The following is a 23536-nucleotide window of genomic DNA, read 5'->3' on the forward strand; positions in this document are numbered from 1 at the left end:
TAAACGTCAAAATTATTATGCTGGCGAGCATTATAATTGCCCTTTTGGAATAAAAAGGCGTTGACCCGCGCCGCCGGTTTCGGCATTGCGCGTTTTGCTACATACTTAACGTCTTAGAAGAAAAGACCGAGGAAATCATTTTGGCAGGAAGTAGCTTACTGACATTACTCGACGATATCGCCACGCTGCTGGATGATATTTCGGTAATGGGCAAATTGGCCGCGAAAAAAACCGCGGGCGTACTGGGGGACGACCTGTCGCTCAATGCGCAGCAGGTGACCGGCGTTCGCGCTAATCGCGAGCTGCCAGTGGTATGGAGCGTGGCGAAAGGATCATTAATCAACAAGGTTATTCTGGTGCCGTTGGCGCTGCTGATAAGCGCATTTATCCCGTGGGCCATCACGCCTTTATTAATGTTAGGCGGCGCGTTTCTCTGCTTTGAAGGGGTAGAAAAAGTCCTGCATACCTTTGAGGCGCGAAAACACAAAGAAGACCCGGCGGAGCGGCAAAAACGTCTTGAGGCGCTGGCTGCGCAAGATCCTTTGGCCTTTGAAAAAGATAAAGTAAAAGGGGCGGTCCGTACCGATTTCATTCTGTCCGCTGAAATTGTGGCCATTACCCTGGGGATTGTCGCGCAGGCGCCGCTGCTTAATCAGGTGTTGGTGCTGGCGGGGATTGCGTTGATTGTGACCATTGGCGTGTATGGCCTGGTGGGTATTATTGTCAAACTGGATGATATGGGGTACTGGCTGGCGGAAAAGCGTAGCGTGCTGGCGCAGGGCGTCGGTAAAGGATTACTGATTATCGCGCCCTGGTTAATGAAAGCATTATCCATTGTCGGTACGCTGGCGATGTTTCTGGTCGGCGGCGGGATTGTCGTACACGGTATTGCGCCGCTACACCATGCCATTGAACATTTTGCGCAGCAGCAGGGGGCTTTCATGGCGCATACGATCCCTGCGGGGCTGAATCTGGTGCTCGGCTTTATTATCGGCGCCATTGTGGTGGCGCTGGTGAAAGGTGTGGCGAAAATTCGCGGTGTTTCGCACTGATTTTCTACAATGAATTATGCAAAATTGCCCATCCTCGTCTAAGGTGAAAACGTTTCATCTGATACAGGAGGCAGGTATGGTCTTTTCTGTCAGTGAGGAAGTTACCGTGAAAGAGGGTGGGCCCCGGATGATCGTCACCGGTTATTCCAGCGGAATGGTAGAGTGTCGCTGGTATGATGGTTTTGGCGTAAAGCGGGAGGCATTCCATGAGAATGAGCTCGTGCCAGGCAAGGAAAGGCGCGTGCGGGACGAAGCCCGATGACAAAACGCCCGGTTAATGCCGGGCGTTTTGCTATGGAGAAAAAGAGTCGTCGCGCTGCGACATGCAGCTACCTGGTTATGCCAGGATTGAGTGGTATCCCTTGATGAGGTCTGGCTACCGTAAGCCATCAGGGGGAGTTGTATCAATAACCAGGAGTTACCAGGGTGCCGCACGAAACACTGTTAGACAATCAAGGCTGGTTTAAAAAGCTGGCGCGGCGTTTTGGTCCCGGTCATGTCGTCAACACCTGTTTTCTGATCGTGATGCTGTTCTCGACGCTACTTACCTGGCGGGAAGTGATGATACTGAAAGACGCGTATGTCGCCAGTCAGCGCAATCATCTGGGGAGCGTCGCGAATGTCCTTGACCGCCAACTGCAATTCAACATGGACAGGTTGATCTTTTTACGCAACGGTATGCATGAAGCGCTGGTGGCGCCGCTGGCTTTTTCCGCATTGCAGAGCGCGGTGACGCAGTTTGAGCAACGACGCGTCAGACATTTCTGGCAACTGGAGTTGGATAAGCGGCGGACATTGCCGTTATATGGCGTTTCCGATCAATTTGTCGCCCGGACGACGCTTCTTTCGCGGGAGAGTCGTGACCTGGCAAATGAATTAACCGCCACTCTGGAGTTAGGGTATCTGGCGCGTCTGGCTCGCTCATCCGCCATGCTGACGCTGGAGACGATGTATGTTTCTCGCTCAGGGTTTTACCTCTCAACTCTCCCTACGGCGTACGGTAGCGATATTGTCTCCCGTTACTATCAGTACGTGACCCAGCCCTGGTTTATCGAGCAAAGCCAACGGCGTAACCCACAGCGCGGCGTGCGGTGGTTTACCTCCGCACAGCCCTATGTTGCTGACGAGCAGAAAAAAGTGACAGCCAGTCTACCGCTGGATCACGATAATTACTGGTATGGCGTACTGGCAATGGATATTCCCGTCGCGTCATTACAGCGGTTCCTGCGCGATGCGGCCGAAAAGGATATTGAAGGGGAATATCAGCTATACGATAACCATCTCCGTTTGTTGACGGACTCCGCGCCGGAACAACAAACCGCGAATACGTTAAATGACCGTGAGCGCGCCTTACTGGCGCGTGAAATAGAAAAAGATACCCTGGGCGGGCTGCGTTTAGGAACGCATTATGTAAGCTGGGAGCGGCTGGATCATTTTGATGGCGTCCTGCTGCGCGTGCATACATTACGTGAAGGCATACAAGGGAATTTTGGCAGTATTAGTATCGCGCTGACGCTGTTATGGGTGCTTTTTACGGCGATGCTGTTGATCTCCTGGGGCGTTATTCGACATATGGTCAAAAACATGTTTGTTCTGCAAAATTCGCTGCAATGGCAGGCATGGCACGATCCGCTGACCCGGCTATATAACCGTGGCGCGCTGTTTGAAAAAGCGTCCAGGCTGGCAAAGCGCTACCGGGAAGCCCGCCAGCCATTTTCTGTGATACAGCTGGATTTAGATTATTTTAAAAGCGTTAACGATCGCTTTGGTCATCAGGCAGGCGATCGCGTGTTGTCCCATGCCGCTGGGCTCATTGGCAGCACCATTCGAGCGCACGACATCGCCGGACGGGTAGGGGGCGAAGAGTTTTGTATCGTGCTGCCCGGCGCGACGAAAGCGCAGGCGCTGCAGATTGCCGAACGCATACGCCAGCGCATTAATGACAAAGAGATTCTGGTGACGAAAAGCACGACGCTTCGTATCAGCGCGTCAATGGGGATCAGTAGCGCGGAGGAATACGGCGACTATGATTTTGAGCAGTTGCAGTCGCTGGCCGACAAACGGCTTTATTACGCCAAACAGTCCGGACGTAACCGTATTTGCGCCAGCGACGCGACTCAGGAGCGGGAAAAGAAATAGTCCATGCCTTCGCGCCAGCCATCCGGCCCTTCGTTCTGGCTACGGTAGACGCGCTGAGGATCGTCGTTACGCAAGTGTACGCCCTCCCGGTTTAGTCCTTTAACGACAACCGCATAATCCATCACATCCAGTAAGGGCGCATCATTGGGGCCGTCTCCTAGCCCCAACGTCAGAGGACGCGCGCGCCACTGCCGACGATATGCTTCTATCAGCCAGTTAGCAGCCTGATCTTTACCGGCGGAGGCGTCCAGCACATGCCAGAAACGGGCGCCATGGACAAATTGCAGTCCCAGGTCATTTAAACGGGCGACAAACTGCGCCATGCGTTCATCGCTATCGCGCCAGATCAGCGACACCGACGCTTCATGCAGACGGGTTAGGGCAGACTGTGCCCGGTTTAGGCCCGTCCATTCGCTTATCACCTGATCGTCAACGTCATCAAACGTGGTGAACTTAAACTGTTCCTTTTCACGCAATTTATGCAGGACGAGGCGGATTTCGTTGTGAGAAATACCGGCTATCAGACGGGGATAGTTGGGATGGTCTTCCCAATGAACGTCTAGTTGGATCACCGCGCCGTTTTCCGCAATCAGCGGCAGTCCCTGTAGATTTAACGTCGTCTGGAGCTGGAGCATTTCAGCCGCGGTTTTACTGCTACAGAGGATCACGGGCACGCCGCTTTCATGCAGGCGTGTAAGCCAGGGAGCCGCGGGCTGCCACTCAAAAGTGTGGCTGTTCAGCAATGTGCCGTCCAGATCGGTAAAAATCAGCAAGGGGTCATGGATTGAGAGCATTTTTTCCTCATTTTCCGTTGCAACGGCGGGCTTATTTCCAGGAAAAGTCCTAAAGCACACCCGAAAGAAGTCGAACGCTAACTGGAACCGATCCCGTCGCTTCCAGGCAGCACATGCGTTGTCACACTTTTGCTACCGAACTATTAGCGCGCTTAATCATTCATGTAAAAAATATTTACTTGTCATGCAAAAAAATTGCAGATAAGGTAAATCTCACATCAGATTTCCTGGTGTAACGAATTTTCAAGTGCTTCTTGCATAAGCAAGTTTGATCCCGACCCGTAGGGCCGGGATTTTTTTCGGCCATTTTTAACGGTTTACTTCTGTTACACTAAAATCATGAATATCCAGCTCGAATGCTTCAGCTAATTCATGCCATGTATGATATTCCCGTCCGTCTACGCTCACCCGCTCAGGATCTTCCTGGCTACGGTGAACCTCGCTTTCGCTGATTTCATTGATGGCCGCCAGTAGCGCATCTACATCGACGCTCACTTCGCGCTTGGCCGTATCACTGTACTCTTTTGCCGTTTTCATCTTCACTACCTCACGGGTTCCTGACAGCCTAAGTATAGACCGTTGAGAAAACCAGCAAACACGCCGGCAAGGCGCTGTCAGACGCAGAAAATTGTTCTACACTGGCACAAAGCGACAGGAGGAAAATGATGAAGGTGAATGATCGGGTAACCGTTAAAACGGACGGCGGTCCCCGCCGACCGGGCGTGGTACTGGCAGTGGAAGAATTTAGTGAAGGCACAATGTATCTGGTTTCGCTGGAGGATTACCCGCTCGGCATCTGGTTCTTCAATGAGTCAGGTCACCAGGATGGTATTTTTGTCGAGAAGGCGGAGCAGGACTAATTGAGCCGGACTGGAGGTACATTGCCAGTCCGGATGTCTCAGCGCATGTTAACAAAAATGCCGTTAGTGACGTTATCTGTCAGCCGCACTACGTGATAGATCACTTGTTTATTATGCGTTTTTATCTTTCTTTTTATATTCCCCTTATGGGAGGATACTGTTTTTGCTTTAATATTCATTCTGTCAGAAATCTGAATGGTTCCCTGACCTTCCATCCACATTCGCAACATGCTGGATTCAGTTCGACTTAACGATAATGTTGGTAAATTTATGGTTCCTGAAATACCCGACTCTTTTTTCAGAATATCGCCAAGAATGGTATCCAGCGAGTCAGGTTTAATCGATTTCGAGCTAATCAATAAGTTTTTTCTTACTAATAAATATTCATCAAAATGCACATTAGCAATTGCCATAAAAACAATAAATAACGTGTCAGGATGTTGATTAATGATTTGCTTTATTTGTTGACTGTCTGAAGGCGTATGAATGAAACAGTCCTCATTAATAAACACCACCGAAGGCTGATGCGCGCCACAAGCGATAGCGAGTTCGTCAACGGTTTCGATGTCGTTGATTTCCCTTTTTTTCACCCCTCTGCTGACCAGATACCCGCTTAACCCTAGCCGGGTGTAACTGCATAAATCCATAATAATCGTTGACATGGCATACCCTCACTCAATGCGTAACGATAATTCCCCTTACCTGAATAACTCACCATAATCAGACGGAACACGAATAGTCACCTTAGACAACGCTTACGCGGTTTTTCAGGCGAACTTACTATCCCGTAAAGTTACATATAATTTGCCAGGAATCATCTTAAAGTAAAGTGAATGTTGCGTTATGTGAGTGAAGTAAAAACAAATAAGGGGCAGCGGATATATCCTGGTGAATGTTTTTTAAAATTTATTTTCGGATAAACCTTAGTAAAACAGGATAAAAATTATGGGTTATTATTTATCGGCATCTCGCTAACAATATCAGCAAGCAAATTGAAAATTTCGCTGAATAAATGTTCGCAAAACGGCGCAATTAATGGCATTAGCGCGGCCATCAGCATAATGCCGACGGTGAGGGTAAGCGGGAAACCGATAACAAATATCGAGAGCTGCGGCGCCATGCGGTTTAATAGCCCCAGCGCCAGGTTGAGCGTAAGCAGGAGGGTAATGACCGGCAATGCCAGCATCAGTCCGTTTAAGAAAATGAGCCCTCCGGCCCTGGCGAGCGCCATAAATGCATTACTGTTCACCGGGTTACTACCGATGGGCAGAGTATGGAAGGTATCGACCAGCAGCGAAATAAGCCACAAATGGCCATTAAAGGTGAGAAACAGTAGCATGGCGAGCATATCCATAATACGCGCCAGAACCGGCATATTCAGGTGGCTGCCCGGGTCGACGAAGGTGGCAAAGGAAAGCCCCATTTGCAGACCGATAAACTCACCTGCGGTACGCACCGCCGCAAAGGCGAATTGCATGGTAAATCCCAGCGCAATACCGATCAGAATTTGTTGCATCGCCAGCCATAAGGCGGCAATAGAAAAAAGCGGCGTATCGTTTGCCGGTAGCGACGGCGCGATAACGAGGGTAATCATTATTCCCAACCCCAGTTTTACCCGCTTGGGAATAGCGCGCTCGCTGAGAATGGGCGCCGTTGAAATCAGCGCCAGTACGCGCAGCAAAGGCCAGAAATAGAGATGCAGCCAGTATAGCCATTGCTCGCTTGTAACCTGGATCATCGTTCTGTTTATCCGATGATATAAGGTAAATTGCTGAACAGAGTGCGTACGTAGTCCAGCAGCAGGTTGAGCATCCACGGGCCGGCAACGATAATTGCGATGAATACCGCGACGATTTTAGGGATAAACGACAGCGTCATTTCATTAATCTGAGTCGCGGCCTGCAAGATGCTGATAATGAGGCCGGTAATCAGCGCGACGAGTAACAGCGGCGCAGCCAGGGCGAGAGCGACTTTCATCGCCTCGGTGCCCATCATCATGACGGATTCAGGAGTCATTTTGCGCCTCTAACTGTAAAAGCTTTGGGCCAGCGACCCCACAAGCAATTGCCAACCATCGACCAGCACAAACAGCATCAGCTTAAACGGTAGGGCGATTGTCGCTGGCGGCACCATCATCATCCCCAACGCCATCAATACGCTGGCGATCACCAGGTCGATAATCAAAAAAGGGATGAAAATCGTAAAACCGATCTGAAACGCCGTCTTTAATTCGCTGGTGACATAAGCGGGCAGGAGGATACGCATCGGTACTGCTTCCGGTCCCTGTAACGGACCGCTATTGGCCAGACGGGCAAACAGCGCCAGATCGGCTTCGCGGGTTTGGCGCAGCATGAACGCGCGTAACGGTTGCGCGCCTTTATCCAGCGCTTCCTGCATAGAAATTTTCTGCTCGCTAAACGGCTGGTAAGCATCCACGTAAATCTTGTCAATGACGGGCGACATAATAAAAAAGGTCAAAAACAACGCCAGTCCGAGTAACACCTGATTTGGCGGTGCCGAGGGCGTGCCCAGCGCGTTACGCAACAGGCCAAAAACAATGATGATACGCGTGAAGCTCGTCATCATCAGTAAAATCGCCGGCAGAAACGTCAGCGAGGTGATGAAAACCAGCGTCTGGACGGATAATGACCAGCTTTGGCCTCCGCCCGCTAATGGTTGGCTGATAAGCCCCGGCAGTTGCGCAGCAGCGGCGGGACTAAAAAGCCACAGACCCGCCAGAGAAAGGAATAACAAACGGCGCATCAGGATCTCCCGGAACGCTTGAGTAAGCTCTTCATCATGTTCTGGAAATCCGCCGGTGGGGCAACGGGTGCTTCCGTGTCATTCTCCGCGGGCGGCAGGGTGTGCAGCAGGTTGATCTGCGAGGCGGTCACGCCCAGTACCAGACGCGCATTTTCGACCTCGACAATCACCACGCGTTCGCGCGGGCCAAGCGAGGCGCTGGCTGACACCTTCAGTCCCCGGACGCTATTTCCTTTTGGCGCGAATCCCATACGCTTAATCACCCAGGCCGCCGCCAGAATGAGCGCAATAATGCCAATTAATGCGCCGCTCACCTGCATGAGCGGCGATCCGGCTGGCGCGGTGGGCTGAGAAACCGTGGCCTCTGTCTTCATCATTAACGACTCAAACGACGCATACGCTCGGATGGCGTAATAATATCGGTGATACGTACGCCGTATTTATCCGCCACGACGACCACTTCACCCTGGGCAATCAGGTAGCCATTAATCAGGATATCCAGCGGCTCGCCCGCCAGCCCGTCCAGCGCGACGACCGACCCCTGCGTCAGACGCAGCAGTTCTTTAATGGTCATTCGCGTGCGGCCCAGCTCTACGGTCAGTTTGACCGGGATATCCATAATCAGATCGATATCCTGCATAGCACCGCTGACATCGCCGCCGCCAAGCTGCTGGAAAACCGCGTCGGCGGCGCTTTTAGTGGTGGTCGCTTTTTGCTCGTTTAACGCGTCAGCCCACAGATCATCCAATGCGCCAGTATTCTCATCGGACGGATTATTCATGTCACTCATTTGGGCTGTTCCTCATTCAGCGAATTCAAAATTGGGTTGATCAAATGTTCTACGCGTAGCGCATACTGTCCGTTTACGGTGCCATATTGGCTGGTGAGTACCGGAACGCCGTCCACATGAGCAATAATGCGGTCGGGTTTTTCAATCGGCAGTACATCGCCGGGTTTCAGCTTCAAAATCTGGGAAAGACGTAACGGAATATCGGCAAAATTGGCCACCAGCTCCAGTTCAGAGTGCTGAACCTGGCGTACCAGGTTATCACGCCAGTTCTGATCTTCATGGCGCGAGTTTTCCAGCGGTGGATTCACCAGCAGCTCACGCAGCGGCTCGATCATGCTAAATGGCAGACAGATGTTAAATTCACCGGTCAGATTGCCGATCTCCACATGAAACGGCGTATTGACGACGATATCGTTCGGCGAGGTGGTGATATTGGTAAATTTCACCTGCATTTCGGAACGCACATACTCCACTTCCAGCGGATTAATGGCTTTCCATGCGTCGCTATAGCCTTCCAGCGCCAGTTTCAGCATACGGTTGATGACACGCTGTTCCGTATGGGTAAACTCGCGGCCCTCGACTTTGGTCGGAAAACGACCGTCGCCGCCGAACAAGTTATCGACGGCAATAAACACCAGACTCGGCGAGAACACCACCAGCCCGGTGCCGCGTAGCGGCTTCAGGTGGATCAGGTTCAGGTTGGTCGGTACCGGCAGGTTACGCGCAAATTCGTGATACGGCTGAATACGTATGGCACCCACGGTAATATCCGGGCTGCGGCGCAGCAGGTTAAATAATCCCATCCGGAACTGGCGTGCGAAACGCTCGTTAATAATCTCCAGCGCCTGCAAGCGTTCACGCACGACGCGACGCTGAGTATTGGGATCGTAAGGGCGAATATCGCTATCGCTTGCGATACCGGGAGTGGGTTCGTCTTTGGTGTCGCTGTCGCCGTTCAACAGCGCGTCGATTTCAGCCTGAGAAAGAATACTATCGCCCATATCGTTACCGCAGAATAAAAGCTGTATAAAGCACGTCAGTGACGACCTGTTTTGGTTGTCCGGCAACGAGCGGCGCGGCCAGCGTCTCTTTAATGGCGGCAATCAGTTTTTGTTTGCCAGCTTCTGTTGAGAGCTCGGCGGCATTCTGACGGGAAAACAACAACAGCAGACGGCTGCGCACTTCCGGCAGATATTCATTTAATCGCGCGCGCGTCGCTTCGTCTTTCAGACGCAGGGTCACGCCGATATACAACACGCGATCCGCATCGCCCAGATTGACGGTAAACGTATCCAGCGCAAAAAATACCGGCGCGGGCGGCGGAGCCGGTTCCGCTTTAGCGTTCGTGGTCGGTTGCTGCTGCATACGCCAGTAGCTATAACCGGCGGTCGCGCAGGCGGCGAGGGTAATCAACACCAGCAAAGGTATCCAAATCGAGCGTTTGCTCTTTTTGTTAATCGCGGAGTCAGTCATCTGATACGGGCTTCCTGTTTCGGTACTGCTTATTGGCTGATTATCCCGTGTCCTGTCCACGACAAAGCGTGGAAAAGACGCGGATAATCATGCTACCTCTGGCGTTAGGCGAAGATATCCACTGCGCCATTGCCGCGCGCGGCGGCCTGAAGCGAGGCCGGCGCCGCTAACGCTATGTCATCTTCAGCGCCAAACGCGTCCGTGTGTTGGGCGCGGGCAGACTGTTGTTGCGATGAAGACTGCTGCTGTCCGGCAAAACTTTCGCTACTGATGCTGCTTTGTCCCAACTGAATGCCGCTTTCCGCCAACTGAGTGCGCAACATGGGTAGAGCGGCTTCCAGCGCGGCGCGGACATGGCTATGCGGCGATACCATCTGGAGTTGCGCCTGATTGTCATCCAGCTTGAGCGAAATATGCACCTGACCTAACTCTTCCGGATGCAATCGAAGCTGCGCGCTTTGCTGTCCCTGACGCGTAAATAACATGACCTGCTGACTGAACGTTTGCTGCCATTCATGGCTGCCTAACGGCGCGCTGAGTACCGGGGCTGAGGCGACAGGTAGCGGTTGCGGTTGCGCCGTGGCGCTGCTGAGCGTCGGCATTGCCGCGCCATGCGTTACTGGCGCGAGTGGGCTATCCACCTCCACTTTCGCGCTGGTCGCGGCGGCAGCGACCACCAGCGGCGTCAGTGTTGGACCCGTGGCGCGATCGTCGCTGGCGCGCGCAAGCGATGCCTCGGTTTTCCCTTTTTCATGCTCGCTAAAAGAGAGCGTATGTGTCTCTTCCTGCGGCGCCGATGGCATGTCGCTGCGCAACAGTGACGGCAAGGCGATGTGATTTTCAGCCGGCGTCTCTCCGGCGACAGGCGTCGCGACAGGTTGTCCGGGCAGCATGGCGAATAAGGCGCTCAGACTGGCAAGATCCTCATCGCTCAGCGCGGGCGTTTTCTCATCATGCTGCGCCGTTTTACTCAATGCGGCCAGAGCGCTGGTTTTCAACGATGGCGTTAGCGTAGACAGTAGATGCTGCGCTTGTGTCAGATCGGTAAGCGTTTCATCCGTCCCATTCGCTTTTTGCGCCAGCAGGTCGGCAAGCTTCACCGCCTGGCCCGGCTCGCCATGTTGGGTCAGTAGCTCTTTCGATAACTTGCCGCCTGCCGCCTGTAAATCGGCCAGCGTGATGCGGGCGTCTTTGCCCTGTGCGCCGTCTGCGCCTAACGCGCCCGCCAGGAGCGCCAGAAAGTCCTCGGCTGAACCGGTGGTTTTTCCTGACGTCAGACCCGCGGTCATGTCGGTATCGGTGGTGATCAGTTGGGGCAGGGTGATCATTCGGGTTTCCTCATTGCTGCACGCTGAGCAAATTCATCCATCTTTTTCTGATCCATGCGGTTTTCAGCTAACAGCGCTGCCGCGGTTTGTCGGTCCTGTAAGGTTTGCCAGGCCTGAAGTCGCTGCTTTTTCTCACGCCAGCTCTTCAGCGCCAGGTCGACTTTTTGCGTCCACTGCGTAAGCTGGAGGCGATGCTGCTCTATCGCCTTTTCCAGTGTCTGAATAAACTGCTGATAGTTGATCCAGCGATTACTGGCGATGCCGTTGCCCATATCGGTGTTCAAATTACTGCGATACTCATTCTGATAATCGATCAGCATTTTGAGCTGTTCTTCCGCCTGTTGGCAGCCGCGACGCATTTCGCCCAGTAAACGCGCCGCATCATCTACCTCTTTTTCGGCCAGATCTTTGAGTGTTTCCAGAGCGCCATGTTGTGCCATGATCGTCGCCCTCCTGCTTTATCACACCGTCGGGAAAATTAAATCGAGCGCCTGCAGAGAGTCCTCCCAGTCAGCCCGTTCAAAAATGCCTTGCTGTAAAAACGCTTCCAGTTGCGGCCATAAGGTAATGGCTTTATCAAGCATCGGATCGCTACCTTTGGCATAAGCGCCGACGCTGACCAGATCGCGGTTACGCTGGAAACTGGAAAGCAATTGTTTAAATAGCCGTACCCGCGCATAGTGCTGCTCGGTAATGAGCGCGGTCATCGCCCGGCTGATTGACGCCTCTATATCAATGGCCGGATAGTGCCCGGCCTCCGCCAGACGGCGGGACAAGACAATGTGCCCGTCGAGGATTGCGCGTGCCGAGTCGGCAATGGGATCTTGTTGGTCGTCCCCCTCGGTCAACACGGTATAAAACGCGGTGATAGAGCCGCCGCCGTGGATGCCATTACCGGCACGTTCGACCAGCGCCGGCAGCTTTGCGAACACCGAGGGCGGATAACCTTTGGTGGCTGGCGGTTCGCCGATTGCCAGCGCAATTTCACGCTGTGCCATCGCATAGCGCGTCAGCGAATCCATAATCAGCAACACATGCTGTCCGCGATCGCGAAAGTCTTCGGCGATGCGGGTGGCATAGGCGGCGCCCTGCATTCGCAGCAGTGGCGAAACATCCGCCGGGGCGGCGATCACCACCGAACGCGCGCGGCCGTCGGGGCCGAGAATATTTTCGATAAAATCTTTAACTTCGCGGCCACGTTCGCCGATAAGTCCCACGACAATCACGTCCGCCCGCGTGTAGCGCGCCATCATGCCAAGCAGAACCGATTTACCAACGCCGGAACCGGCAAAGAGTCCCATACGCTGACCGCGCCCTACGGTTAACAACGCGTTGATAGCGCGTACGCCGGTATCCAACACATGTTCGATTGGCGTTCGCTGTAGCGGGTTAAACGGCGGCGTGATTAACGCGCCGGTTTCCAGCGTATCCGGCGCAGGCAGTCCGTCGAGCGGTTTACCGCCGCCATCCAGCACCCGACCAAGCAGGGCCGGGCCGAGCGGTAGCTGTTTGCCGCTTTGCAGACCGTCGCCATGCCCGTTACGGGCGTAAACGCGGGCACCGGGCAGAATGCCTTCGACCTCTTCCAGCGGCATTAAAAACAGACGCTGGCCGTTAAAACCGACGACTTCCGATTCCACCTCTTTGGTTTCAGGGCCGTCCTGGCGCTCAATAATGCAGGTGGCGCCCAGCGGAAGCTGGAGACCGGTGGCCTCCAGTACCAGGCCAGTGGCGCGGGTTAAACGTCCATAACGACGCACCGCCGGCAATAACGCCATTTTGGCTTCAAAGTTGTCGAGCGCGGTAAGCCAGCGGGTCAGACGCGTGGTCATCAGAGCACTCCCGGCGCCGCCAGGCGACACAACTCTTGCCAGCGAGTAGCGACGCTGGCGTCCAGATCGCCCTCATCGGCAGAGACTTTACACCCGCCGTGATGCAACGTTGGATCGCCGCGTAACCGCCATCCGTGAAGACTGAGCGTGGCGCCCAGCATCTCTTCCACCCGCTGTAAGTCGTCCGGATGCACGCGCAACTGCGGCTTGCCGCTAAAGAGCGGCTCTTGCTGCAACAGTTGTTGGATCTGTTTAATCAGCGCCGAGTTGTCCACCGCCGGCGTTTGGCCGATGACCTGACGTGCGGCCTCCAGGGCCATTTGCATCAGCCGTGAGGCGATAACGCTATCGAGCGCGTCAAGCGTGTTCTGAAACTCGCTCACTAACTGCTGCATACGGGCATGAATCGGCGCCTGCTGCGTCTGCGCCTGGGCTTGTCCTTGCTCCAGCCCCTGCGCTAACCCTTCCTGGTATCCCTGCGCGTGTCCTTTTTGCCGTCCCTCCGCCAGCCCGGCGTTATAACCTTGTTCATGGGCCTGTATTTTTAGCTGCGCCAGCTCCTGCTCCAGCTGCTGTTCGGCAGTGAGTTCGGGCTCCGGCGTATCGTCTGTCAAGGTCACGTTATCAGCCTCAACCGGCACAAACGTCTCCGGCGGCGGGGCGAGATCGTCGGGGGTCCAGACTTGCCACGGCAATTCATTAGACATAGGTATCCTCGCCGCTGCCAATCACCATTTCGCCGGTTTCCGCCAGACGACGCACAATAAGCAGAATCGCTTTCTGCTCGTTTTCCACCTGAGACAGACGAACCGGGCCACGGTTGGCAAGGTCGTCGCGCAGGATATCGGCGGCGCGCTGGGACATATTGCGCAGGAACTTCTCGCGTAATGGCGGTTCGGCGCCTTTCAGAGCGATCAGCAGCGATTCGGAATCCACTTCCTGCAACAGACGCTGGATACTGCGATCGTCCACATCCACCAGATTTTCGAACAGGAACATCTCGTCGATGATTTTCTGCGCCAGTTCGCCGTCGAATTCGCGCACAGCGGTAATAACCGCTTCTTCCTGCTGCGTTTTCATCAGGTTGATAATTTCCGCCGCGGTTCTTACGCCGCCCATTTTGCTGCGTTTCAGGTTCTGACCGTCGAGCAGGCCATTCAGCACTTCGGTCAACTCCGCCAGCGCCGCCGGCTGTACGCCGCCAAATGTCGCGATACGCAGCATCACATCATGACGCAGACGCTCGTCAAACAGCGCCAGAATATCGGCGGCCTGACTGCGTTTGAGGTGGACCAGAATGGTGGCGATAATCTGCGGGTGTTCGTCGCGAATCAGGTCGGCGGCACTCTGCGGTTCCATAAAGTTGAGCGTTTCGATACCGCTGGTGGTATCGCGCGTTTCCAGAATATCTTCCAGCAGGCTGGAGGCGCGTTCTTCGCCCAGCGCTTTAACCAGTACGGAGCGTAGGTATTCGTTGGCGTTAATATTCAGCGCGGCGAACTGCTCCGCTTCTTGCTCAAACTCTGATAGTACGTCCGTCAGTTGTTTGTTGGAGATCTGACGCACGTTAGCCATCGCCGTACTTAACGCCTGCACTTCGCGAGTGGAGAGGTGTTTAAACACCTCTGCCGCCCGGTCTTCGCCAATGGTCATCAACAAAATGACGCTTTTATCGGTACCGCTAAGATTACTCATGATCGTTACTCATCCACTGGCGAATGACCAGCGCCACCACGCGCGGATCGTTGTCTGACATTTCGCGAATACGCTGGCTCATCACCTCGGCGCCCAGACGCTGATTAGCCCGGCGTTGCTGGAGCTGCTCGTCTTTGCTAAGGCGTACTTCCACGGCTTCTTCGGTTTCCTGGCGAACCTGCGCCTGTTCCTGCGCCGCTTTCGCTTCTTCAACGCGGCGCGTCAACTGCGGACGTACCGCTTTGCGCCACAGAATCCAGGCCACCACCAGCACCAGTAACCAGCGACCTGCCGCGAGCAACTGATCGATAAAGGACTGCTGTTGCCAGAAGGGCAGTTCGCCGCCGGTGTCATCCACTGCGCTAAACGGTGAATTCACCACGTTTAGCGTATCGCCGCGTTTATCAGAAAAACCCATCGCTTCACGGGTTAAATCCTCGATCTGTTTCATCTGATCGGCGGTCAATGGCAGCGGTTTGCCATCCGCCAGCGTTTTGTAATTCACCACGACGGCCACGGAGAGACGCTCAATATCGCCCACATTCATTTTGGTGTGACGAATGGTGCGGTCCACTTCGTAGTTACTGGTTTCATTACGCTGCGTATTGCGCGGGCCGGCACTGTTACTGTTGGTACTGGTGCTGGTTTGTGGCGTATTCTGCGCGTTTTGTTGATTGGTCGGCGGCGTGGCGATCGGCGCCTCGTTAGGCGGCGCTGGTTGGTTCGACAGCGCGCCAGGCACGCCGCCGGGATAGCCCGCGCCTACCTGTTCGCTAATATTCAACTGACGTGAACGCAGGGTGGCCTTCGACGCATCGCCGTTCGGGCTGTAGTGCTCTTCCGTCTGCTCTTTATTGGCAAAATCCAACTGGGCGGTTACCTGAGCGTGAACATTACCGTTCCCGACGATAGGCGACAGAATGGCTTCGATACGGCGTTGGATGCGGCTTTCCACATCATTAGCAAATTTTAATTGCGCGTCATTAAGGTCGCGACCGCTGGTATTGGATTGCGTGAGCAGATGACCGGATTGATCGACCAGAGTGACGTTTCCTGGCGGCAAACCGGCGACAGCGCTGGAAACCAGATGTACCACGGCGCTAATTTGTCCTTCATCCAGCGCCCGGCCCGGTTCCAGTGTGACGGTGACGGAGGCGGAAGGGGATTTTTGTTCCCGCACAAATAGCGACGGCTTTGGCATCGCCAGGTGAACGCGGGCGCTTTTTACCGGACCCAGCGTCTCGATCGTCCGGGCCAGTTCACCTTCCAGCGCGCGCTGATAATTCACCTGCTCGCTGAACTGACTGATACCGAATTTTTCCTGATCAAGCAGTTCAAAGCCTACCGCGCCGCCTTTAGGCAGCCCCTGCTGCGCCAGACGCAGACGCAGTTCATGCACTTTGTCGGCGGGCACTTCAATCGCGCCGCTGCCATTGGCAAAGCGATAGGGGATATTCATCTGGGTCAACTGCGCGACGATCGCGCCGCCGTCCTGATCGGAAAGGTTGCTAAATAGCGTGCGGTAATCGGGCGTTTTGGCCCACAGCACCATCGCAACGACGATCGCCACGGCAGCGGAACCCGCCACAATTAACGGAATTCGGGGATTCGCGCGTAGGCGATTAAGCCACTCGAGAGGTTTAGGTTGGGTTGCAGTCGATGCAGTCGCACTCATCTCGCACCTCGTGACTGATCGTGGACGGCGTTTTTTGCAAAGTGGAACAAGACTCACTCCCGGGTCAGCAAACTCGAAAAATTGACGGTCTCATTATTTGTGGTTTCGAATTTTTCTATGCGCTAAAAACCGAGGTTTTTTATCGTTATTTAACGCCTTTATCTTATTGACAAACTGGTAATCTCTGCTGCGTAAAAAATCATCCAGGGGAATAGCATGGCAGCAATACAGGGGATTGAAGGGGTTATTAGCCAGTTACAGGCGACGGCGATGGCCGCGCGCGGGCAAGACACGCACTCGCAGTCGACGGTGAGTTTTGCCGGCCAGCTACATGCTGCGCTGGATCGTATTAGCGACAGACAAACGGCGGCGCGCGTTCAGGCGGAAAAATTCACTCTGGGTGAGCCGGGCATTGCGCTTAATGACGTGATGGCTGATATGCAAAAAGCGTCCGTCTCTATGCAAATGGGGATTCAGGTGCGCAACAAGCTGGTCGCCGCGTATCAGGAAGTCATGTCCATGCAGGTTTAAGCCAGGGCTGACAACACATCCGCAGCGAACTCCCGGGCGCTTACCTACGTCAGCGGCGGGGGACGCGACGCCCATGCAACCAGTGCGTGATTATGTGGGCTTATTTTTGCGAGGCGCGCTCATTTTATTGATAAGCGGGTTGCACATTGTTGCAGGGACTTATTAAAAATAGGGTACGCCTGTTTACTAACGCCATTCATTCCTACTATTCGTTCTGATGCTATTGTCATTGAGTTTGCAATCCAGAATGTTCCTGCAATATATGCGCCGTTGCGATAATACACGGTAAATTCTTTATTAATGCCTGGAATATCTGTTTCATGGAGATCCAGTATATACCCATACGGGGACAGATTATCAGCGAGACAGCGGGCAATGGCGCTCGGATGTGCATTGACCACTGTGACGGGTGAGTAACGGGCAGCGGCAAGACAGACGACTCCAATAATAGAGATGAAAATAATTTTTATCATTTTTTTGGCTTCTGCTGTGCATAAATAAATCATCACCTGATAATGTCAGTGAGTAAAAATATAAATACCTGATAGTCTTTTATGACGTAGAGGGAAAATAATAATTATTTTATGTTTTGCTTAAAATAGTCATGGGTTTTTCATCGGCTCAACCAAAATTAAAACGGTATACGTTATATAATAGATTTATGCCACGGCGCACAAGACGACCTTGTCTGATTTCTTTTATGCGTTGTAGATTTTTGCCGGTTATGCCGTAAAAGGTCTCCCGCCGTAACGTACAGCGGGAGTATGCGCTTATTTTTGAATCAGATAACGAATTGTCGGGCCATCCTGTTGGATATCCAGCACCGTATAACCGTGATTGCGCGCATCCAGTGGAATATTATTAATGGATTGCGGACAGTCGCTCACCACTTCCAGGATCTCCCCTTTTTTTAGCTGCGGCATCGCTTCCAGAGTGGCGACCGCCGGGTACGGGCAAGGTTCGCCAACCATATCCAGACGGTAATCAGGGACGATATTTTTCATACAGATTCCTTAGCAGGCGTCAGCCCCGCACGGCGGAAAAAACGTTTTTCCCAGCCGATAATTAACATCAGCGCGGTAAATAACAACAGATAGGTGACCAGTAGACCGCCCAGCGGCCCAAAGGTATTCAGCAGGTTAACTTTATCCCAACTGGTCGCCAGCGCGGGCGCGAAATCATCCCAGTAGTAAGCCAGGATGGTCGAACCGATGACATTGCCGAGGCCCACCCACCAGTAATGCACCTGGCCTTCTACGGCGCGGTACATCCAGCCGGTTTCGCAGCCGCCCGCCAGCACGATGCCAAAACCGAACAGCAGTCCGCCAATGACCGCATTCGGGCCAGCCCACATAATTTTAGGTGCAACGCCCAACTGCACGTAGCTGAAAATACCAATGGCGCTGACCGCCATGCCGAAAATAATCGCTTTCGCCATATGGGCGCGTCCGGAGATCCACAGATCGCGAAAGGCCGAGGTAAAGCAGATTTGCGCGCGCTCGATCAGCAGCCCAAACCCGACGCCGAACAGCATCGCCAGCCCCAGTTTCGGCTGATGCATTGCCGTTAATAACGCCCAGCCAATCATGCCGATAAAGACCAGCATACCGAGCCTGAAACGCCGTCTTGCCTGATCCGGTTTCTGCGTCAGTGGCGAAGCCGCGGAGACCTTTTGCATTTTCACCGGTATGCGAAATATTGGCAGCAACGTAAAGCGGGCGCCGAACCAGGAGCCGATAGCGGTCGCCAGCGCAAAGAACCACGCGTGTAGGGAGAACTGCGGGATCCCGGTAAAAAAGGCGGCCAGGTTACACCCCATCGCCAGACGCGCGCCGAAGCCAGCGATCATGCCTCCGACCACCGCCTGTACGATACGGATTCGGCTGCGCGGCATACGCAGTTTTACGTTGTTGGCCCACAGCGCCGCGGCGAAACAGCCGCCGAACATGCCGAGGATCATCATGCCGTCGATACGCGTCAGCGGCGTACCTTCCAGATGAATCAGCTTGTAGTAGCCCCACTGTTCGGCATGAACGCCAAAAAGCTGCAAAATTTGCCCGCCCCAGCGGGTAAATTCGCCCGTCACGGCCCAGAACGTGCCGGTGATGCCAAAATAATAGGTAGAGAGAATACCGGCTGCGATCACCGCAGGGGCCGGCGCCCAGAATTTAATTAACCAGGTTTGCTTGAAGTGTTGCCATGACATGTGTTTAGCCTCTGAACTCAGAAGGTGTGAAACAAGAAGTGCGCATACTACACCGATCACAGAATTTGCCTACACCTAATAAGCGGTAATACCGACTGGATCAAATTGCGGCCAGCGCCTGGAAAGGCTGGCGGCGTCAGGGCTTTAATGCCACAATTCCTCTTTCTTCTGATGCAGGATGAATGATGAAAAAAGTAGCGATCGTTGGCGCATTGCTGGTTCTGGCCGGATGCGCCGAGGTGGAAAACTATAATGATGTGGTGAAAACGCCCGCGCCGGCCGGTCTGGAAGGGTACTGGCAGTCAAAAGGCCCGCAACGTAAGCTGGTGAGCCCTGAAGCTATTGCCAGCCTGGTGGTGACTAAAGAAGGCGATACGCTGGACTGCCGCCAGTGGCAGCGCGTTATTGCTCTGCCGGGCAAGCTGACCATGCTCTCCGATGACTTAACCAATGTTACGGTTAAGCGTGAGCTCTATGAGATTGAGCGCGACGGGAATACCCTGGAATATGATGGCATGACGCTGCAACGGGTCGCTCGTCCGACGCCGGAGTGCGCCGCCGCGTTAGAAAAAACGCCGCTGCCGACGCCGCTGCCGTAATTTCGCTTCCCGGCAGCGCTCTGCCGCCGGGAACGCTCATCACACGTCCTCAATGACCCACACGCTGACGCTGCCAGCGTTGCAGAAGAACGTCGCTTCGCCTTGATCATTAGTTACAACATGCTCACTGCGGTTTCCCAGAAAATCACGCCAGGTCTTGTTAGCGTAATTGTCGCCGAGCAGGAGGGTTTTTTCACCGTCGTCGCCATTGGAAAGTACAACCACACAGCCTGGATTCTCTTCAGTACCGCTGCGACTAAAGGCGATACAGTTAGGATGATCGAAAAAGAGTGTTTGTATACCGTGCGCAAAACGCTGACGAGCGAGGATCAGCCGATCCAGTTGATTAATCACCGGCATGTCGACCCGACAGGTCTCGCCATTTTCGCCGCTATCTTCATAGCTGGCGCCGTATAAATCGGGATAAAACACTGACGGTACGCCGTTTTCACGAAGCAGGATCAGCGCATAGGCCAATGGTTTGAACCAGGGTTCTACCGGCGCTTCCAGCGCCTGTAACGGTTGTGTATCGTGGTTAGCGACCAGCGTCACCGCATGAAAAGGGTCGGCTTCTACCAGCGTGCCGGTGAAAATGTGGCGCATGTCATACTCCGCGCCCTGGCGCGAGGCTTCATGAAATTTCATCTGCAACGGCGCGTCGAACAGCATGGTTTTCCCGTCGACCTGATCGATGTACGTTTGCAGTTTATCTACTTCATGCGACCAGTATTCTGCGACAATAAACAGCGGTTTTGGTGCAACCGCCTGTACATGCTCAATCCATTCTTTTTAAAACCAGGCGGGTATATGTTTTACCGCGTCCAGGCGAAAGCCGTCACAATGGGTTTGTTCCATGACCCAGCGAGCCCAATATTTAATCTCCTCCGTAACCGCGTGATTGCGAAAATCGATATTTTCCCCCATCAGATAGTCGAAATTACCCATCTCATCATCAACCTGATCGTTCCAGCCATCGCCGGTATAGTCATTGACGATCTTAAAAATGCCGTCTTCGTCGGGATTCTCGATGTGATCAATGCCGCTGAAACAGTGATAGTCCCAAATAAAGTTGGAATACTGGCCCGCGCGGGCAGGGAAGGTGTAGCGCGTCCAGCCTTCGCATTCAATGATGTTGTCATCGATTTGCGTGCGGTCATCCTGATTCACGCGCTGAACGCGGATACGTTCTTTTTCGTCTGCACCCATTTTGTGGTTCACGACGACGTCGAGCAGCACCGCAATATTATTTTTTTTGAGCGCGTCTATCGCCGTCAGTAACTGGCGTTTATCGCCGTACTTTGTCGCGATAGTTCCTTTTTGGTCAAATTCGCCGAGGTCAAACAGGTCGTAGGTATCATAGCCTACGGAATAGCCGCCGGAGGCGCCTTTACAGGCGGGCGGTAGCCAGACCATATTGATACCGATATCATTCAGCCCATCAGCACGTTCCGCCAGCTCAGACCAGAGTTTACCGCCGTCGGGATAATACCAGTGGAAGTACTGCAATAACGTGGGGTTTTTCATCTTCCGTGCTCCAGAAGTCGTTTAGCCGACCTCTGGAGTATGGAAGAATTTTCATACGAGACGGGAAAATATTATGAGGCGCCAGGCGCATCTGGCACGAGTAACATACCGGAAAGACGCCCATAAGCGTTGTTGAGTGATTTTTGGCGGGTGGATTGTCCGATCAAACTACTCAGTTCATCCAGTCGCTGTTGCAGCAGCCCTTTCAGGAGCTGCTCATTGTCCAGCGTTTGTTTGATGTATCCGGCGACCATATCCTGAATACTTCGCGTAATGCCCGGTGGAGTTTGCTTTTCCATCACCGTTTCAATACTTTGCAGATAGGAGACCTCTTGTTGCAGTAAGAGATCCCATTCACCTCGCTGCGCAAGTTCAAGCAGCGATTGACTGAGCAGCGCAATACGCTGCCAACGGTTGATAAACTCCACGGTTGAGGTCATTAACGAGACTCCTGGAAAGATGCTTTCGGTGAAATCTGTTTCCAGGCTTCTGCAATATTGCTGAGTAACCCTTCCACTTCTTCGATGGCCTGAGCGTCGTTACGCAAATTAGCCTGCAGTAAACGGCGAATCATATAGTCGTATAGCTCGGAAAGATTCGTCGCAATCTCACCGCCTTTTTCCTGATCGAGACCGGCTTTCAGCCCGTTATCGATAATATTGATGGCTTTGCTTAACGCTTCACCTTTCGCGACAACATCGCCTTGTTCTAAAAACAGGCGAGCGCGCACCAGAGCGCTATTCGCGCCATCAAACAACATTTCAATCAACTGATGCGGGCTGGCGCTCATCACGGCGCTTTCCACGCTGACTTGCGCATAAGCTTTGATACCGCTCGCGGTGTACATGGTGACCTCTGTTATCAGGACTTGTTCATAGCTGTAAATTGCTGGGTCAAATAACTACTGGTGTTATTCAGCTTACTCATCATGGTATCCAGTTGGGTAAACTGGGCCTTGTAACGGGCAACGGTTTCATCGATGCTGTTGCTAACGGACAGGTACTGTTTTGTCAGGCTTTTCAGCGTGGCGTTAACGTTGTCCTGCGCATTATCAATAATGCCGTCATCCGCCAGATAACTTTTCACTTCGGTGGCAATTTTGGTGGTGATCCCCGTTTCTTTACCATCACCTACCAACAGCTCACGCGCTGCGGCTGTGTTATCTTTCAGTACTTTGGTCAGCTTATCATCATCAATCTTCAGTTTGCCGGAAGTCCCATCCTGGGTGATGCCAATTTCCGCCATTGTTTTGAACGCAGAATTACTGCCGCTATTGGCAAATTGTGCCCGAATCCCGGTCTGGATAGTACGAACCACACTATCGCCTAACAGCGCGCCGTTTTTATCGCTGGCTTCTTCGCCCGGCTCAACGGCGGTATATTTGGTTAACGAGCTAAAGGTATCCACCAGCGAATTATAGGCATCCACCCAGGATTTAATCGCCTCTTTCGCCTTGGTATCATCTTTTGTTACCGTCACGGTCGCGTCGGTCACTTTCTTCGTCAGGGTGAGCGTAATTCCCTGAGGGGCGTCGGTTACGGTATTGCTCTGACGCTCAATGTCGATGCCGTTTACGTTCAGCTTCGCGTTTTCTGCTTTCACCAGCTCTTGCATATTGCCGGTATTGGTGGTGCTGTCATAAGCGAGTAAATCGTTAAGTTTTGTATCGCCTTCCACCGTGATCTTCATCGTATTGTCGGTACCGCTATTGGCGGTAAGCACCAACTGGAATTCGTTCTCTTTGACCTTAACGATGCTGGCGGCGATACCGCTGTCGGCGTCATTGATGGCGTCACGGATCGCCTCCATGGAGGTGTCGCCTTTATCCAGCTTAATTTCCAGCGGCTCTTTACGTCCCGGCTGTTCAATTTTAATTGTCCGGGACGTGACCGACGTATCGCCCAACTGCTCTTTGGTGGTCGCGAAGGTGGTTTTTGTCGCCAGCGATTGTGCGGCGGCAAGCTGGGTTACGTTAATCTTATAAGTCCCTGCGGCAGCGCCAGCGGTAGTACTGACTTTAAGGTCCTCTGTCGTGCTGGACGCCACGGTAGACTTAAATAAATCCGCTTTATTTAACGCGGTATTTGCCGTCTGGAATTTTTCTAATGCGCTTTTCAATGTGCCATAGGCGGTTAGCTTTGCCGAATTCGCGCTCTGCTGTTTGGTAATTGGCGTTAAGCGTCCTTTTTCGTTCTTTGTCAGGTCTGTCAACAACTGGTCTAACGGTAAGTTTGATCCCACACCTAATGATGAAATTGAAGCCATGCCTTCTTCC

28 protein-coding genes and 1 pseudogene are annotated in these 23536 nt (G+C 53.3%); 6 read left to right on the forward strand and 23 right to left on the reverse strand.

All coding sequences use genetic code 11. The features are described 5' to 3' along the window. Positions 1–134: 134 nt before the first annotated feature. The 3 genes from EOS98_RS09170 (at position 135) to dgcQ (ending at position 3191) form a co-directional block, all read left to right on the forward strand. Positions 135–1052, forward strand: coding sequence for a DUF808 domain-containing protein (locus tag EOS98_RS09170; RefSeq protein ID WP_086013476.1), 918 nt, complete (start codon positions 135–137; stop codon positions 1050–1052). 76 nt (positions 1053–1128) lie between these two features. After that, positions 1129–1314, forward strand: a complete 186-nt coding sequence (locus tag EOS98_RS09175) for a YodC family protein (protein ID WP_000232161.1) — start codon at positions 1129–1131, stop codon at positions 1312–1314. Between the two features lie 164 nt (positions 1315–1478). After that, the gene (dgcQ, locus tag EOS98_RS09180; protein ID WP_001119828.1) at positions 1479–3191 is read left to right on the forward strand and encodes a cellulose biosynthesis regulator diguanylate cyclase DgcQ; all 1713 of its coding nucleotides are present in this window, start codon (positions 1479–1481) and stop codon (positions 3189–3191) included. Here dgcQ and EOS98_RS09185 read toward each other — a convergent pair. Beyond that, a complete protein-coding gene (locus EOS98_RS09185; protein WP_000948794.1) occupies positions 3170–3985 on the reverse strand; it encodes a mannosyl-3-phosphoglycerate phosphatase-related protein in 816 nt (271 codons plus the stop codon). The genes dgcQ and EOS98_RS09185 overlap by 22 nt on opposite strands. Before the next feature lie 309 nt (positions 3986–4294). Continuing rightward, on the reverse strand, positions 4295–4522 hold the full coding sequence (gene yodD / locus EOS98_RS09190) for a YodD family peroxide/acid resistance protein (RefSeq protein WP_000844798.1): 228 nt from the start codon (positions 4520–4522) through the stop codon (positions 4295–4297). Between the two features lie 128 nt (positions 4523–4650). Between yodD and dsrB the strand changes: the two genes are divergently transcribed. Then, positions 4651–4845: a protein DsrB gene (gene dsrB, locus EOS98_RS09195; RefSeq protein ID WP_000867218.1), complete on the forward strand. Its 195-nt coding sequence runs from the start codon at positions 4651–4653 to the stop codon at positions 4843–4845. Between the two features lie 38 nt (positions 4846–4883). Here the strand turns inward: dsrB and rcsA are convergent, their stop codons facing one another. The 14 genes from rcsA to fliF all read right to left on the reverse strand — a co-directional run bounded on the left by rcsA (position 4884) and on the right by fliF (position 16401). Next, the gene (gene rcsA, locus EOS98_RS09200) at positions 4884–5507 is read right to left on the reverse strand and encodes a transcriptional regulator RcsA (RefSeq protein ID WP_000103971.1); all 624 of its coding nucleotides are present in this window, start codon (positions 5505–5507) and stop codon (positions 4884–4886) included. 281 nt (positions 5508–5788) lie between these two features. Next, positions 5789–6583 carry a flagellar biosynthetic protein FliR gene (fliR, locus tag EOS98_RS09205; protein ID WP_000616953.1) on the reverse strand — a complete coding sequence of 265 codons (795 nt, stop codon included), beginning with the start codon at positions 6581–6583 and terminating at the stop codon, positions 5789–5791. An 8-nt stretch (positions 6584–6591) separates the two neighbouring features. Continuing rightward, complete coding sequence (gene fliQ, locus EOS98_RS09210) at positions 6592–6861, reverse strand: flagellar biosynthesis protein FliQ (protein ID WP_000187355.1); 270 nt, start codon at positions 6859–6861, stop codon at positions 6592–6594. 9 nt (positions 6862–6870) lie between these two features. Next, on the reverse strand, positions 6871–7608 hold the full coding sequence (fliP, locus tag EOS98_RS09215) for a flagellar type III secretion system pore protein FliP (protein WP_001253411.1): 738 nt from the start codon (positions 7606–7608) through the stop codon (positions 6871–6873). Beyond that, entirely contained in the window at positions 7608–7985 is a 378-nt protein-coding gene (gene fliO / locus EOS98_RS09220) for a flagellar biosynthetic protein FliO (RefSeq protein WP_000978276.1), read from the reverse strand. Before fliO ends, fliP begins: the two co-directional genes overlap by 1 nt. Beyond that, entirely contained in the window at positions 7985–8398 is a 414-nt protein-coding gene (gene fliN / locus EOS98_RS09225) for a flagellar motor switch protein FliN (RefSeq protein WP_001282115.1), read from the reverse strand. Before fliN ends, fliO begins: the two co-directional genes overlap by 1 nt. Further along, positions 8395–9399 (reverse strand): flagellar motor switch protein FliM, encoded by a 1005-nt coding sequence (fliM, locus tag EOS98_RS09230; protein WP_000502811.1) that lies wholly within the window; start codon positions 9397–9399, stop codon positions 8395–8397. The genes fliN and fliM overlap by 4 nt, the downstream gene beginning before the upstream one ends. 4 nt (positions 9400–9403) lie before the next feature. Next, positions 9404–9871, reverse strand: a complete 468-nt coding sequence (gene fliL / locus EOS98_RS09235) for a flagellar basal body-associated protein FliL (RefSeq protein WP_000132169.1) — start codon at positions 9869–9871, stop codon at positions 9404–9406. A gap of 104 nt (positions 9872–9975) precedes the next feature. Beyond that, on the reverse strand, positions 9976–11199 hold the full coding sequence (gene fliK / locus EOS98_RS09240; protein ID WP_126524008.1) for a flagellar hook length control protein FliK: 1224 nt from the start codon (positions 11197–11199) through the stop codon (positions 9976–9978). Beyond that, positions 11196–11639 carry a flagellar export protein FliJ gene (gene fliJ / locus EOS98_RS09245; RefSeq protein WP_000046981.1) on the reverse strand — a complete coding sequence of 148 codons (444 nt, stop codon included), beginning with the start codon at positions 11637–11639 and terminating at the stop codon, positions 11196–11198. The genes fliK and fliJ overlap by 4 nt, the downstream gene beginning before the upstream one ends. Before the next feature lie 21 nt (positions 11640–11660). Then, positions 11661–13031 (reverse strand): flagellar protein export ATPase FliI, encoded by a 1371-nt coding sequence (fliI, locus tag EOS98_RS09250; protein ID WP_000213257.1) that lies wholly within the window; start codon positions 13029–13031, stop codon positions 11661–11663. Further along, on the reverse strand, positions 13031–13738 hold the full coding sequence (gene fliH, locus EOS98_RS09255) for a flagellar assembly protein FliH (RefSeq protein ID WP_000064158.1): 708 nt from the start codon (positions 13736–13738) through the stop codon (positions 13031–13033). Before fliH ends, fliI begins: the two co-directional genes overlap by 1 nt. Beyond that, on the reverse strand, positions 13731–14726 hold the full coding sequence (gene fliG, locus EOS98_RS09260; protein WP_000067735.1) for a flagellar motor switch protein FliG: 996 nt from the start codon (positions 14724–14726) through the stop codon (positions 13731–13733). Before fliG ends, fliH begins: the two co-directional genes overlap by 8 nt. Next, entirely contained in the window at positions 14719–16401 is a 1683-nt protein-coding gene (fliF, locus tag EOS98_RS09265; protein WP_001276830.1) for a flagellar basal-body MS-ring/collar protein FliF, read from the reverse strand. Before fliF ends, fliG begins: the two co-directional genes overlap by 8 nt. 216 nt (positions 16402–16617) lie before the next feature. On the opposite strand from fliF, the gene fliE reads away from it, so the two are divergent. After that, complete coding sequence (gene fliE / locus EOS98_RS09270) at positions 16618–16932, forward strand: flagellar hook-basal body complex protein FliE (protein WP_000719037.1); 315 nt, start codon at positions 16618–16620, stop codon at positions 16930–16932. A 119-nt stretch (positions 16933–17051) separates the two neighbouring features. Here fliE and EOS98_RS09275 read toward each other — a convergent pair whose 3' ends face one another. The 3 genes from EOS98_RS09275 to yedE form a co-directional block, all read right to left on the reverse strand. After that, positions 17052–17438 carry a hypothetical protein gene (locus tag EOS98_RS09275; protein ID WP_000639596.1) on the reverse strand — a complete coding sequence of 129 codons (387 nt, stop codon included), beginning with the start codon at positions 17436–17438 and terminating at the stop codon, positions 17052–17054. A 264-nt stretch (positions 17439–17702) separates the two neighbouring features. Further along, entirely contained in the window at positions 17703–17936 is a 234-nt protein-coding gene (yedF, locus tag EOS98_RS09280; protein ID WP_000790504.1) for a sulfurtransferase-like selenium metabolism protein YedF, read from the reverse strand. Then, a complete protein-coding gene (gene yedE / locus EOS98_RS09285; RefSeq protein WP_001519382.1) occupies positions 17933–19138 on the reverse strand; it encodes a selenium metabolism membrane protein YedE/FdhT in 1206 nt (401 codons plus the stop codon). Before yedE ends, yedF begins: the two co-directional genes overlap by 4 nt. A gap of 185 nt (positions 19139–19323) precedes the next feature. Between yedE and yedD the strand changes: the two genes are divergently transcribed. Continuing rightward, complete coding sequence (gene yedD / locus EOS98_RS09290; RefSeq protein WP_000754694.1) at positions 19324–19737, forward strand: lipoprotein YedD; 414 nt, start codon at positions 19324–19326, stop codon at positions 19735–19737. A gap of 39 nt (positions 19738–19776) precedes the next feature. On the opposite strand, the pseudogene amyA reads toward yedD, so the two are convergent. The 4 genes and pseudogenes from amyA to fliD form a co-directional block, all read right to left on the reverse strand. Then, positions 19777–21261 (reverse strand): annotated as a pseudogene (gene amyA / locus EOS98_RS09295) (alpha-amylase). Positions 21262–21332: 71 nt separating this feature from the next. Continuing rightward, positions 21333–21701, reverse strand: coding sequence for a flagella biosynthesis regulatory protein FliT (gene fliT, locus EOS98_RS09300; protein WP_000204899.1), 369 nt, complete (start codon positions 21699–21701; stop codon positions 21333–21335). Continuing rightward, on the reverse strand, positions 21701–22108 hold the full coding sequence (gene fliS, locus EOS98_RS09305; RefSeq protein ID WP_000287764.1) for a flagellar export chaperone FliS: 408 nt from the start codon (positions 22106–22108) through the stop codon (positions 21701–21703). The genes fliT and fliS overlap by 1 nt, the downstream gene beginning before the upstream one ends. Positions 22109–22122: 14 nt before the next feature. Continuing rightward, entirely contained in the window at positions 22123–23526 is a 1404-nt protein-coding gene (fliD, locus tag EOS98_RS09310; RefSeq protein WP_000146802.1) for a flagellar filament capping protein FliD, read from the reverse strand. Between the last annotated feature and the right edge of the window lie 10 nt (positions 23527–23536).

Origin of the sequence: Salmonella sp. SSDFZ69 (genome assembly GCF_004010755.1) — a bacterium.
Classification (GTDB): Bacteria; Pseudomonadota; Gammaproteobacteria; order Enterobacterales; family Enterobacteriaceae; genus Salmonella; species Salmonella enterica.